This window comes from Streptomyces sp. NPDC020742 (assembly GCF_040641675.1).
Classification (GTDB): domain Bacteria; phylum Actinomycetota; class Actinomycetes; order Streptomycetales; family Streptomycetaceae; genus Streptomyces.
Genome location: NZ_JBFAEA010000003.1, coordinates 416,952 through 429,498 on the forward strand (window position 1 = coordinate 416,952; position 12,547 = coordinate 429,498).

Annotated in this window: 12 protein-coding genes; 1 reads left to right on the forward strand and 11 read right to left on the reverse strand. The window is 70.6% G+C overall.

Features of this window, described 5'->3' with window-relative positions:
- Window positions 1–64: 64 nt before the first annotated feature.
- The 11 genes from rpoZ to pyrR all read right to left on the reverse strand — a co-directional run bounded on the left by rpoZ (window position 65) and on the right by pyrR (window position 11,781).
- Window positions 65–337 carry a DNA-directed RNA polymerase subunit omega gene (gene rpoZ, locus AB0G84_RS09285; RefSeq protein ID WP_005319902.1) on the reverse strand — a complete coding sequence of 91 codons (273 nt, stop codon included), beginning with the start codon at window positions 335–337 and terminating at the stop codon, window positions 65–67.
- A gap of 105 nt (window positions 338–442) precedes the next feature.
- On the reverse strand, window positions 443–1,063 hold the full coding sequence (gene gmk, locus AB0G84_RS09290) for a guanylate kinase (protein ID WP_361317730.1): 621 nt from the start codon (window positions 1,061–1,063) through the stop codon (window positions 443–445).
- A 38-nt stretch (window positions 1,064–1,101) separates the two neighbouring features.
- On the reverse strand, window positions 1,102–1,425 hold the full coding sequence (locus AB0G84_RS09295; RefSeq protein ID WP_361317733.1) for an integration host factor: 324 nt from the start codon (window positions 1,423–1,425) through the stop codon (window positions 1,102–1,104).
- A 206-nt stretch (window positions 1,426–1,631) separates the two neighbouring features.
- Window positions 1,632–2,513, reverse strand: coding sequence for an orotidine-5'-phosphate decarboxylase (gene pyrF / locus AB0G84_RS09300; RefSeq protein ID WP_361317736.1), 882 nt, complete (start codon window positions 2,511–2,513; stop codon window positions 1,632–1,634).
- Window positions 2,510–3,619: a quinone-dependent dihydroorotate dehydrogenase gene (locus AB0G84_RS09305; protein ID WP_361317738.1), complete on the reverse strand. Its 1,110-nt coding sequence runs from the start codon at window positions 3,617–3,619 to the stop codon at window positions 2,510–2,512. Before AB0G84_RS09305 ends, pyrF begins: the two co-directional genes overlap by 4 nt.
- A gap of 64 nt (window positions 3,620–3,683) precedes the next feature.
- The gene (carB, locus tag AB0G84_RS09310) at window positions 3,684–6,992 is read right to left on the reverse strand and encodes a carbamoyl-phosphate synthase large subunit (RefSeq protein WP_361317740.1); all 3,309 of its coding nucleotides are present in this window, start codon (window positions 6,990–6,992) and stop codon (window positions 3,684–3,686) included.
- On the reverse strand, window positions 6,985–8,139 hold the full coding sequence (gene carA, locus AB0G84_RS09315; RefSeq protein WP_361317743.1) for a glutamine-hydrolyzing carbamoyl-phosphate synthase small subunit: 1,155 nt from the start codon (window positions 8,137–8,139) through the stop codon (window positions 6,985–6,987). Before carA ends, carB begins: the two co-directional genes overlap by 8 nt.
- Entirely contained in the window at window positions 8,136–8,786 is a 651-nt protein-coding gene (locus tag AB0G84_RS09320) for a hypothetical protein (RefSeq protein ID WP_361317746.1), read from the reverse strand. Before AB0G84_RS09320 ends, carA begins: the two co-directional genes overlap by 4 nt.
- Window positions 8,783–10,069, reverse strand: a complete 1,287-nt coding sequence (locus tag AB0G84_RS09325; RefSeq protein ID WP_361317749.1) for a dihydroorotase — start codon at window positions 10,067–10,069, stop codon at window positions 8,783–8,785. The genes AB0G84_RS09320 and AB0G84_RS09325 overlap by 4 nt, the downstream gene beginning before the upstream one ends.
- Window positions 10,070–10,074: 5 nt before the next feature.
- Window positions 10,075–11,097, reverse strand: a complete 1,023-nt coding sequence (locus AB0G84_RS09330) for an aspartate carbamoyltransferase catalytic subunit (RefSeq protein WP_361317751.1) — start codon at window positions 11,095–11,097, stop codon at window positions 10,075–10,077.
- Between the two features lie 93 nt (window positions 11,098–11,190).
- A complete protein-coding gene (gene pyrR, locus AB0G84_RS09335) occupies window positions 11,191–11,781 on the reverse strand; it encodes a bifunctional pyr operon transcriptional regulator/uracil phosphoribosyltransferase PyrR (RefSeq protein ID WP_361317754.1) in 591 nt (196 codons plus the stop codon).
- A 219-nt stretch (window positions 11,782–12,000) separates the two neighbouring features.
- Between pyrR and bldD the strand changes: the two genes are divergently transcribed.
- On the forward strand, window positions 12,001–12,501 hold the full coding sequence (gene bldD / locus AB0G84_RS09340) for a transcriptional regulator BldD (protein WP_361317756.1): 501 nt from the start codon (window positions 12,001–12,003) through the stop codon (window positions 12,499–12,501).
- Window positions 12,502–12,547 lie beyond the last annotated feature (46 nt).

Genomic DNA, 12,547 nt, shown 5'->3' on the forward strand with positions numbered 1-12,547 from the left:
GGCTGGGCCCCTCCCAGCGTTAGCTGGGGGAGCTCCGCCGGGCCCTTGTGACGTGCTCTGCCGCTTACTGCGCGGGGCCCTCGATGGCCTCGGAGGTCAGCAGACCGGCGTTGATCTCGCGGAGCGCGATCGACAGCGGCTTCTCGTGCACATGCGTGTCGACGAGCGGGCCGACGTACTCCAGCAGGCCCTCGCCGAGCTGCGAGTAGTACGCGTTGATCTGGCGGGCGCGCTTGGCCGCGTAGATCACGAGGCTGTACTTCGAGTCGGTGGCCTCGAGAAGCTCATCAATGGGCGGGTTGATGATGCCCTCGGGTGCGGTGATGGAAGAGGACACTCTCTACCTTCCGAAAGGGGATGAAGCCTGGTGTGATGCGCCTGGTGTGGCACGGAGAGGCGCACAGTCTGTGGCAGGTCCGGGGGTGGTGGTCGCTCCGCGGGGTCAGCCGCCGGTGTTCCGCTCCTCGGATCGATGCAGCATCAAGGCTAGCAGCTCACGGCTGACGTCCTCGACGGAGGTGTTGACGAGCGTCACATCGAACTCCTTCTCCGCCGCCAGCTCGACCCTGGCGGCCTCCAGGCGGCGTTCGATGACCTCCGGCGCCTCGGTGCCCCGGCCGGTGAGCCGGCGGACCAGCTCGTCCCAGCTCGGCGGGGCCAGGAACACCAGGTGGGCCTCCGCCATGGACTCCCGGACCTGGCGGGCGCCCTGCAGGTCGATCTCCAGCAGGACCGGCTCGCCGGACTCCAGGCGGTCCAGCACCGCCCTGCGGGGGGTGCCGTAGCGGTTGCCCGCGAACTCCGCCCATTCGAGCAGCTCACCGTTGGCGACCAGCTTGTCGAACTCCTCGTCGTCGACGAAGAAGTACTGGACGCCGTGCTGCTCGCCGGGGCGCGGCTTGCGGGTCGTGGCCGAGACGGAGAGCCAGACCTCCGGATGGACCTTGCGCAGATGCGCGACGACCGTGCTCTTGCCGACCCCCGAGGGGCCGGAGAGCACGGTCAGCCGCGGTTGTCTGGCCGAGGGCACGGGGGTCGTCCCCCGGGAGACTGCTGAACTCATGCAGCGATTATTCCAGCTTCCCGGCGATGCCGGAAAATTCAGGCCGGGCCGCCGCCGAACTCACGCTCCAGCGCCGCGATCTGGTTGGAGCCGAGGCCCCTCACGCGACGGCTCTCGGAGATCCCGAGCCGCTCCATGAGCTGCTTGGCGCGGACCTTGCCGACGCCGGGCAGGGACTCCAGCAGAGCGGAGACCTTCATCTTGCCGATGACGTCGTTCTTCTGGCCCTGCTGGATGACCTCGTGGAGGGAGGCTCCGGAGTGCTTGAGTCGATTCTTGACCTCGGCGCGCTCCCGGCGAGCCGCGGCGGCCTTTTCGAGCGCGGCAGCGCGCTGTTCAGGGGTAAGGGGCGGAAGAGCCACGCCTACGTCACCTCGGATGTCGAACTGTCGGATAAGGACCGGTGTGGAACCTAGTCGCCCCGCATCTGCGGAGCAACGAGCAACGCGCTTACGTGCAGTGCTCTCGTCGGAGACTAGCGGCCAAGGGCGCCGGAGTCAGCGAGAACAGACGAAAAGTCCTGGTCAGACTCTGCTGACCAGGACAATTCAGGACCAAACTCCCCGTCTTACGGTGCCTCAGCGAGCGCGGTACGCACTTCGTCGGTGCATCGCGCCGCCGCGGCGCGCAGCGCCGAGGGGTCCGGACCGTGTCGCAGCACCCCCCGGCTGACGCTCGGGACGACGTTGCGTACGGCGTTCCCGAAGACCGTCGGCAGGTCGGCGGGGGTGGCGCCCTGGGCACCGATGCCGGGGGCGAGCAGCGGGCCGTTGATCGCCAGGTCGAACGAGGAGAGATCGCCGAGCGTGGCGCCGACCACCGCGCCGAAGGAGCCCAGCGGCGCGGCGCCGTCGTTCTCGGCGGCGAGGTGGCCCAGCACGGTCGCCGCGATGGTGCGGCCGTCCTCCCGCACCGCCCGCTGGACCTCGGCGCCCTCCGGGTTGGAGGTGAGGGCGAGGACGAAGAGCCCGGCGCCGCTCTCGCGGGCGAGGTCGACGGCCGGCCGGAGCGAGCCGTAGCCGAGGTACGGGGAGACCGTCAGCGCGTCCGAGAACAGCGGGGAGTCGGTGCGCAGGAAGGCCTCGGCGTACGCGGCCATGGTCGAGCCGATGTCGCCGCGCTTGGCGTCCATCACGACCAGCGCGCCGCGTTCGCGCGCCTCGGCCACCGCAGTCTCCAGGACGGCCAGGCCGCGCGAGCCGAAGCGCTCGAAGAACGCCGCCTGTGGCTTGAAGACGGCGACGTGCTCGCCGAGCGCCTCGACGACGGTGCGGGTGAAGCGGGCCAGGCCCGCCACGTCGTCGTTCAGGCCCCAGTCGGCCAGCAGCGAGGCGTGCGGGTCGATGCCGACGCAGAGCGGGCCGCGCTCGTCCATGGCGCGGCGCAGCCGGGCGCCGAAGGGCTCGGCCGGGGCGGTGGGCCGCGGGTCGGGCGAGGGGCCGGCGGTCATGCGGTCACCTTCTTGTGCTCGGCGCCGACGGCGTCGGCGAGGGTGGCGTAGGGGCTGTTGCGCAGCCGGGCGGCGAGACCCTTGTGGATCGCCCGGCACCAGAACGGGCCCTGGTAGATGAAGGCGCTGTAGCCCTGGACGAGGGTGGCGCCGGCGAGGATGCGCTGCCAGGCGTCCTCGGCGGTCTCGATGCCGCCGACCCCGACCAGGGTGATCCGGTCACCGACGCGGGCGTAGAGGCGGCGCAGCACCTCCAGGGAGCGCTCCTTGACGGGCGCGCCGGACAGGCCGCCGGTCTCGGCGATCAGCTTCGGGTCGGAGGTCAGGCCCAGGCCCTCGCGGGCGATGGTGGTGTTGGTGGCGATGATGCCGTCCAGGCCCAGCTCGACGGCGAGGTCGGCGACCGCGTCGACGTCCTCGTCGGCCAGGTCCGGGGCGATCTTGACCAGGAGCGGGACCCGACGGTCGGTGACCGTCGCATCGGCCGCCGCGCGGACGGCGGTCAGCAGGGGCCGCAGGTGGTCGGTGGCCTGGAGGTTGCGCAGGCCCGGGGTGTTCGGGGAGGAGACGTTGACGACCAGGTAGTCGGCGTGCCGGGCCAGCCGCTCGGTGGAGGTGACGTAGTCGGCGACCGCCTCGGACTCCGGGACGATCTTGGTCTTGCCGATGTTGACGCCGAGGGTGGTACGGAAGACCGGGTTCCGGGCCGCCAGACGGGCCGCGACGGAGGCCGAGCCGTCGTTGTTGAAGCCCATCCGGTTGATCAGCGCGCGGTCCGGTACGAGCCGGAACAGGCGCTTGGTGGGGTTGCCGGGCTGCGCCTGGGCGGTGACGGTGCCGATCTCGACGTGGTCGAAGCCGAGCATGGTCATGCCGTCGATGGCGACGGCGTTCTTGTCGAAGCCCGCGGCGAGCCCGAACGGACCGTGCATCCGGCGGCCGAACGCCTCGACCCGCAGCTCCTTGAAGCGCGGCGCGAGCACGGCGGCGAGGAAGGTGCGCAGCACCGGGATGCGCGCGGCGCGCCGGATCCAGCCGAAGGCCAGGTGGTGGGCCCGCTCGGGGTCCATGCGCGTGAAGAAGAGCCGGAAGAAGAGCTGGTACATGGTGTGGTGTCCTCATGAAGAGGGGGACACCGCGAGCGTGTCGCTGTGTCCCCCTCACGGGCTGCTAGTCGCGGGCCGCGGTCAGGTGTTCCGCGTGTTCCTGGAGTGACCTGACGCCGACATCGCCGCGGTTCATCGCCTCGATGCCCTGGACGGCGGCCGCGAGGGCCTGGACCGTGGTCAGGCAGGGTACGGAACGGGCCACCGCCGCGGTGCGGATGTCGTAGCCGTCCAACCGGCCCCCGGTGCCGTAGGGGGTGTTGACGATCAGGTCGACCTGGCCGTCGTGGATCAGCTGGACGATGGTCTTCTCGCCGTTCGGGCCCTCGCCCTCGGACTGCTTGCGCACCACGGTGGCGTTGATGCCGTTGCGGCGCAGCACCTCGGCGGTGCCGGACGTGGCGAGCAGCTCGAAGCCGTGCGCGACCAGCTCACGGGCCGGGAAGATCATCGAGCGCTTGTCCCGGTTGGCGACGGAGACGAAGGCCCGGCCCTTGGTGGGCAGCGCCCCGTACGCGCCGGACTGCGACTTGGCGTAGGCGGTGCCGAAGACCGAGTCGATGCCCATGACCTCGCCGGTGGAGCGCATCTCCGGGCCGAGGATGGTGTCCACGCCGCGGCCGGAGGCGTCGCGGAACCGCGACCAGGGCATCACGGCTTCCTTGACCGAGATCGGCGCGTCCAGCGGCAGCGTGCCGCCGTCGCCCGCCTTGGGCAGCATGCCCTCGGCGCGCAGCTCGGCGATGGTGGCGCCGAGCGAGATCCGGGCGGCGGCCTTGGCCAGCGGCACCGCGGTGGCCTTCGAGGTGAAGGGCACCGTACGGGAGGCGCGGGGGTTGGCCTCCAGGACGTAGAGGATGTCGCCGGCCATCGCGAACTGGATGTTGATCAGGCCGCGGACGCCGACGCCCTTGGCGATGGCCTCGGTGGAGGCGCGCAGCCGCTTGATGTCGAAGCCGCCGAGGGTGATCGGGGGCAGCGCGCAGGCGGAGTCGCCGGAGTGGATGCCGGCCTCCTCGATGTGCTCCATCACGCCGCCGAGGTAGAGCTCGTGGCCGTCGTAGAGCGCGTCGACGTCGATCTCTATGGCGTCGTCGAGGAAGCGGTCGATCAGGACCGGGTGCTCGGAGATCAGACCCGCGTGCCGCTCCAGGTACGCGCCCAGGGAGGGCTCGTCGTAGACGATCTCCATGCCGCGGCCGCCGAGGACGTACGACGGGCGGACCATCACCGGGTAGCCGATCTCGGCGGCGATCCGCTTGGCCTCGTCAAAGGAGAAGGCGGTGCCGTACTTGGGGGCCGGCAGCCCGGCCTCGGTGAGCACCCGGCCGAAGGCGCCGCGCTCCTCGGCGAGGTCGATCGCCTCGGGCGAAGTGCCCACGATCGGCACGCCGTTGTCCTTGAGCGCCTGCGCCAGGCCCAGCGGGGTCTGCCCACCGAGCTGGACGACCACACCGGCGACCGGGCCGGCCAGGGTCTCGGCGTGCACGATCTCCAGCACGTCCTCCAGGGTGAGCGGCTCGAAGTAGAGCCGGTCGGAGGTGTCGTAGTCGGTGGAGACGGTCTCCGGGTTGCAGTTGACCATCACGGTCTCGTAGCCGGCGTCGCTGAGCGCGAACGAGGCGTGGACGCAGGAGTAGTCGAACTCGATGCCCTGGCCGATGCGGTTGGGGCCGGAGCCGAGGATGATCACGGCCGGCTTCTCGCGGGGCGCGACCTCGGTCTCCTCGTCGTAGGAGGAGTAGAAGTACGGCGTCTTCGCGGCGAATTCGGCGGCGCAGGTGTCCACGGTCTTGTAGACGGGGCGGACGCCGAGGGCGTGCCGGACCTCGCGGACGACGTCCTCGCGCAGCCCGCGGAGGGCGGCGATCTGGGCGTCGGAGAAGCCGTAGCGCTTTGCGTCCGCAAGGATGTCGGGGCCGAGCTGGTCCGCGTCGGCGATCTCGTCGGCGATCTCCTTGATCAGGAAGAGCTGGTCGACGAACCAGGGATCGATCTTCGTGGCGTCGAAGACCTCCTGCGGGGTGGCGCCGGCCCGGATCGCCGCCATCACGGTGTTGATCCGGCCGTCCGTCGGGACCTGGGCGCGCGCCAGCAGCTCCGCCTTGTCGCCCGGCTCGGCCACGAAGTCGAACTGGCTGCCCTTCTTCTCCAGCGAGCGCAGCGCCTTGTTGAGCGCCTCGGGGAAGTTGCGGCCGATCGCCATGGCCTCGCCGACCGACTTCATGGTCGTGGTCAGCGTGGCGTCGGCAGCCGGGAACTTCTCGAAGGCGAAGCGGGGCACCTTGACGACGACGTAGTCGAGCGTCGGCTCGAAGGAGGCCGGGGTCTGCTCGGTGATGTCGTTGGGGATCTCATCGAGGGTGTAGCCGACGGCGAGCCGGGCGGCGATCTTCGCGATCGGGAAACCGGTCGCCTTGGAGGCCAGCGCGGAGGAGCGGGAGACCCGGGGGTTCATCTCGATGACGATGACCCGGCCGTCGACGGGGTTGACCGCGAACTGGATGTTGCAGCCGCCGGTGTCGACGCCGACCTCGCGGATCACCGCGATGCCGATGTCCCGCAGGACCTGGTACTCCCGGTCGGTGAGCGTCATCGACGGGGCGACGGTGATCGAGTCACCGGTGTGCACGCCCATCGGGTCGAAGTTCTCGATGGAGCAGACGACCACGACGTTGTCGTTCTTGTCGCGCATCAGCTCCAGCTCGTACTCCTTCCAGCCGAGGATGGACTCCTCCAGGAGCACCTCGGTGGTCGGGGAGAGCGTGAGGCCCTGGCCGGCGATCCGGCGCAGCTCCTGCTCGTCGTGGGCGAAGCCGGAGCCGGCGCCGCCCATGGTGAAGGAGGGGCGGACGACGACGGGGTAGCCGCCGAGCTCCTCGACGCCGGCGAGCACGTCGTCCATGGAGTGGCAGATGACCGAGCGGGCGGACTCGCCGTACCCGATCTTGGCGTTGACGGCCTTCACGACCTCCTTGAACTGGTCGCGGTCCTCGCCCTTGTGGATCGCCTCGACGTTGGCGCCGATCAGCTCGACGCCGTACTTGTCCAGGGTGCCGGCCTCGTGCAGCGAGATCGCGGTGTTCAGCGCGGTCTGGCCGCCCAGGGTCGGCAGCAGCGCGTCGGGGCGCTCCTTGGCGATGATCTTCTCGACGAAGTCCGGGGTGATCGGCTCGACGTACGTGGCGTCGGCGATCTCCGGGTCGGTCATGATCGTCGCCGGGTTGGAGTTCACCAGGATGACGCGCAGGCCCTCGGACTTGAGGACCCGGCAGGCCTGGGTGCCGGAGTAGTCGAACTCGGCGGCCTGACCGATGACGATCGGGCCGGAGCCGATGACCAGGACGGACTGGATATCGGTGCGCTTAGGCACGCTGGCCCTCCATCAGGGAAACGAAGCGGTCGAAGAGGTACGCGGCGTCGTGCGGACCCGCGGCGGCTTCAGGGTGGTACTGGACGCTGAAGGCCGGCTGGTCGAGCAGGTGCAGGCCCTCCACCACGTCGTCGTTCAGGCAGACGTGGGAGACCTCGGCACGGCCGAAGGGGGTGTCGGAAACCTTGTCGAGCGGGGCGTCGACGGCGAATCCATGGTTGTGCGCGGTGACCTCGACCTTGCCGGTCGTACGGTCCTGCACCGGCTGGTTGATGCCGCGGTGGCCGTACTTGAGCTTGTACGTACCGAAGCCCAGGGCGCGGCCCAGGATCTGGTTGCCGAAGCAGATGCCGAACAGCGGGGTCTTCCGCGAGAGCACCTCGCGCATCACGGACACCGGGTGGTCGGCGGTGGCCGGGTCGCCCGGCCCGTTGGAGAAGAACACCCCGTCCGGGTTCACCGCGTAGACGTCCTCGGCGGTGGCGGTGGCGGGCAGCACATGCACCTCGATGCCGCGCTCGGCCATGCGGTGCGGGGTCATGCCCTTGATGCCCAGGTCGATCGCGGCGACGGTGAACTTCTTCTCGCCGATCGCCGGGACGACGTACGGCTCGTCCGTGGCGACCTGGGCGGAGAGGTCGGCGCCCTTCATCTCGGCGGTCTGGCGCACCTTGGCGAGCATGGTGCCCTCGTCGGGCAGCGCGTCGCCGGAGAAGATGCCGACCCGCATCGCGCCGCGCTCGCGCAGGTGGCGGGTGAGCGCGCGGGTGTCGACACCGCTGATGCCGACGATGCCCTGGGCGACCAGCTCCTCGTCCAGGGAACGCACCGAGCGCCAGTTGGACGGGATGCGGGCGGGGTCGCGGACCACGTAGCCGGCGACCCAGATCCGCTGCGACTCGGGGTCCTCGTCGTTCACGCCGGTGTTGCCGATGTGCGGGGCGGTCATGACGACGACCTGGCGGTGGTACGAGGGGTCGGTCAGCGTCTCCTGGTAGCCGGTCATGCCGGTGGAGAACACCGCTTCGCCGAAGGTCTCCCCCACGGCCCCGTAGGAGCGACCACGGAAGCTGCGGCCGTCCTCCAGGACGAGTACGGCGGGCAGCCCCCTTGTGCCGTGGGCGGTACCCCTGGTGGAGGTCGTCATCGTGCGCCTTCCGTTTCGTGCTTGGTGGTGCTGGTGGTGTTGTCGGTGCTCAGGGCGGTGAGGGCCTCGACCCAGGCGGCGTGCTCGCCCGCCCGGTCGGAGCGGAAACCGGAGTCGATCTCCTTCTCGCCGTGCCGCCAGGTGACGATCAGCAGGCCGTTCTCGGTGAGGACCTTGCCGGCGATGCCCTTGTCGAGGCGGGCGCCGCGCAGGGCGGCGGCCGGCACGAAGAAGTCGGTGGCGCCCGGCCGTACGACGTCCAGGCCCTGGTCGGTCAGGGTCAGCTCGACGCGGCTGCGGGTGCCCAGGCCGTGGGCGACGATCCGGTCGAGCCACTGCCCGGCGGTGGTGGAGCCGTGGTACCGGCCGGACAGAGTCAGCGGCGGATTGCCGCCTCCGCCCGGGGCGGTGGCGGGCGAGGTGCCGGCCGTCAGGGTCGGCTCGCCGAGTGCCTCGGGCGCGGGCCGGGCCGGCAGCTCGGGCAGGTCGCCCTGGAGCGTGCCGCGCCACTTCCAGCCCTGCCGCATCAGCCAGTAGACGAAGGCCACGAAGACCAGCAGCCCGACGACCCAGGCGATCCGCCCGGCCCAGTCGGTGACCGGCGCGGAGTGCTGCTCGGCGGCCAGGTGGAACAGTGGAGGAGTCACGCCAGCTTCCCGTCGACGACCGTTGCCCGGCCCCGCAGGAAGGTGTGGGTGACGCGTCCTGGCAGCTCACGGCCCTCGTAGGGGGTGTTACGGCTGCGGGAGGCGAAGCCCGCGGGGTCCACCTCTCCACGGTAAGCGGAATCGACCAGGGTGAGGTTGGCGGGCTCACCAGCCGAGACGGGGCGGCCGTGACCGGCCGCGCCACCGATCCGGGCCGGCGCGAAGGACATCCGCTCCGCGACGTCCGCCCAGGTCAGCAGGCCGGTATCGACCATGGTGTGCTGGACGACGGAGAGCGCGGTCTCCAGGCCCACCATGCCCATGGCGGCGGCGGCCCACTCGCAGTCCTTGTCCTCGTGCGGGTGCGGGGCGTGGTCGGTGGCGACGATGTCGATCGTGCCGTCGGCCAGCGCCTCGCGCAGGGCCAGCACGTCGCGCTCGGTGCGCAACGGCGGGTTGACCTTGTAGACGGGGTTGTAGCTGCGCACCATCTCGTCGGTCAGCAGCAGGTGGTGCGGGGTGACCTCGGCGGTCACGTCGATGCCGCGGGACTTGGCCCAACGCACGATCTCCACGGACCCGGCCGTCGACAGGTGGCAGATGTGCACCCGCGAGCCGACGTGCTCGGCGAGCAGCACATCGCGGGCGATGATCGACTCCTCGGCGACGGCCGGCCAGCCGCCGAGGCCCAGCTCGGCGGAGACCACGCCCTCGTTCATCTGGGCGCCCTCGGTCAGCCGCGGCTCCTGGGCGTGCTGCGCGACGACCCCGCCGAAGGCCTTCACGTACTCCAGGGCCCGGCGCATGATCACGGCGTCGTCGACGCACTTGCCGTCGTCGGAGAAGACCGTGACGCCGGCCGCGGACTCGTGCATGGCGCCCAGCTCGGCGAGCTTCTTGCCCTCCAGGCCGACGGTCACCGCGCCGATGGGCTGCACGTCGCAGTAGCCGTGCTCCTTGCCGAGCCGGTAGACCTGCTCGACGACGCCGGCGGTGTCGGCGACCGGGAAGGTGTTGGCCATGGCGAACACGGCGGTGTAGCCGCCGGAGGCGGCGGCCCGGGTGCCGGTGAGCACCGTCTCGGAGTCCTCGCGGCCGGGCTCGCGCAGGTGGGTGTGCAGGTCGACGAGCCCGGGCAGCAGGACCTTGCCGTCGGCCTCGACGACCTCGGCGCCCTCGGCGCTCAGCCCGGTGCCGACGGCCTCGATGAACTCCCCGTCGATCAGGACGTCCTGGGGCTCCCCACCCAGCACCTTGGCACCGCGGATCAGGATCTTGCTCATGGTTCTTACTTCTCCTCGGTACGGGAATCGGACGGCGACGCGAAGCGCCTCGATCGCTGGGTGGTGGCGGGCGACGGGTGGGCGGGCTCGTTGCCGCCCAGGAGCAGGTAGAGGACGGCCATCCGGATGGAGACGCCGTTGGCCACCTGCTCGACGACCGTGCAGCGGTCGGAGTCGGCGACCTCGGCGGTGATCTCCATGCCGCGGACCATCGGGCCGGGATGCATCACGAGGGCGTGCTCGGGCATCCGTGCCATCCGCTCGCCGTCCAGGCCGTAGCGGCGCGAGTACTCCCGCTCGGTCGGGAAGAAGGCGGCGTTCATCCGCTCGCGCTGCACCCGCAGCATCATCACGGCGTCGGACTTGGGCAGCACCGCGTCGAGGTCGTAGGAGACCTCGCACGGCCAGTTCTCCACCCCGACCGGCACCAGGGTGGGCGGCGCGACGAGGGTGACCTCGGCGCCCAGGGTGTGCAGCAGGTCGACGTTGGAGCGCGCGACCCGGCTGTGCAGGACGTCGCCGACCAGGGTGATCTGCCGGCCGGCGAGGTCCTGGCCGAGCCCGGCGTCCGGCCCGATGAGCCGGCGGCGCATGGTGAAGGCGTCGAGCAGGGCCTGGGTGGGGTGCTGGTGGGTGCCGTCACCTGCGTTGATGACCGGAGCGTCGATCCAGCCGGAGGTGGCGAGCCGGTAGGGGGCGCCGGAGGCGCTGTGCCGGATGACGACGGCGTCCACGCCCATCGCCTCCAGGGTCTGGGCGGTGTCCTTGAGGGACTCGCCCTTGGAGACGCTGGACCCCTTCGCCGCGAAGTTGATCACGTCCGCGGAGAGCCGCTTCTCGGCGGCCTCGAAGGAGATCCGGGTCCGGGTCGAGTCCTCGAAGAAGAGGTTGCAGACCGTGCGTCCGCGCAGGGTGGGGAGCTTCTTGATCGGCCGGTCGGCGACCCGAGCCATCTCCTCGGCGGTGTCGAGGATCAGGACGGCGTCGTCGCGGGTGAGGTCGGCGGCCGAGATGAGGTGACGCTTCATCCGGTTTTCTCCGTGAGTGATGGAGGTGTACGGGTATGTCCGTTGAGCAGGCATGCCTGCGGGCCCGGGGTCACCGGGTCCGGATGCGGTGCGCTAGCGCTCGCCGGCCGGGGCGGGGGCCTTGGCGCCGAGCAGCACGGCGTCCCGGCCGTCCTCCTCAGTGAGCTGCACCTTGACCGTCTCCCGCAGCGACGTGGGGAGGTTCTTGCCGACGTAGTCGGCGCGGATCGGGAGTTCGCGGTGGCCGCGGTCGACCAGCACCGCGAGCTGCACGGCGCGCGGCCGGCCGATGTCGCCGAGGGCATCCAGCGCGGCGCGGATCGTCCGGCCAGAGAAGAGGACGTCGTCGACGAGCAGGACCAGTCGACCCTCGATGCCGTCACCGGGGATGTCCGTACGGGCCAGTGCGCGGGCCGGGCCCAGGCGCAGGTCGTCGCGGTACATCGTGATGTCGAGCGAGCCCACCGGGACCGCGCGGCCGGTGATTTCCTCCAGCTTGGCGGCCAGCCGCTGGGCGAGGAAGACGCCGCGGGTGGGGATTCCGAGGAGCACCACGTCGTCCGCGCCCTTGGCGCGCTCGACGATCTCGTGGGCGATACGGGTGAGCATGCGCGTGATGTCCGGGCCTTCGAGCACCGGCCGCGCGGGGAGCTGCACTCCCGCGTCAGAGCTGTTTGCGTCCATACGAAACGGACCTCCTTCTCCGCCTCACGGGACGGACCTTAAAGGACGTCGAAATTACGCAGTCAGGTTAGCAGCACCCCCATCAGAGCCGGTCCGCACCCCTGACGGGCGATGGTCTGACCCATTCCGCTTGACGAAGTCAGATTACGCTGCGTAACCTCACAGTGAGTTACCAGCCCGCGGCTGAGCCGCATATCGACACAGCGTCCGGGGAGCCATATGTCCAGCGAATACGCCAAACAGCTCGGGGCCAAGCTCCGCGCCATCCGCACCCAGCAGGGCCTCTCCCTCCACGGCGTCGAGGAGAAGTCCCAGGGCCGCTGGAAGGCCGTGGTGGTGGGTTCGTACGAGCGCGGCGACCGTGCCGTGACCGTGCAGCGCCTCGCCGAGCTCGCGGACTTCTACGGCGTTCCGGTGCAGGAACTGCTGCCGGGCACGACGCCGGGTGGAGCCGCCGAGCCGCCGCCGAAGCTGGTGCTCGACCTCGAGCGCCTGGCCCACGTCCCGCAGGAGAAGGCCGGCCCGCTGCAGCGCTACGCCGCCACGATCCAGAGCCAGCGCGGCGACTACAACGGCAAGGTGCTCTCGATCCGCCAGGACGACCTGCGCACCCTCGCCGTGATCTACGACCAGTCGCCCTCGGTCCTGACCGAGCAGCTGATCAGCTGGGGCGTGCTCGACGCCGACGCCCGCCGCGCGGTGACGCACGAGGAGCTCTGACTCCGGCCTCACCTGCAGAAACGTACCGCCGCTCCGGCACTTCCGG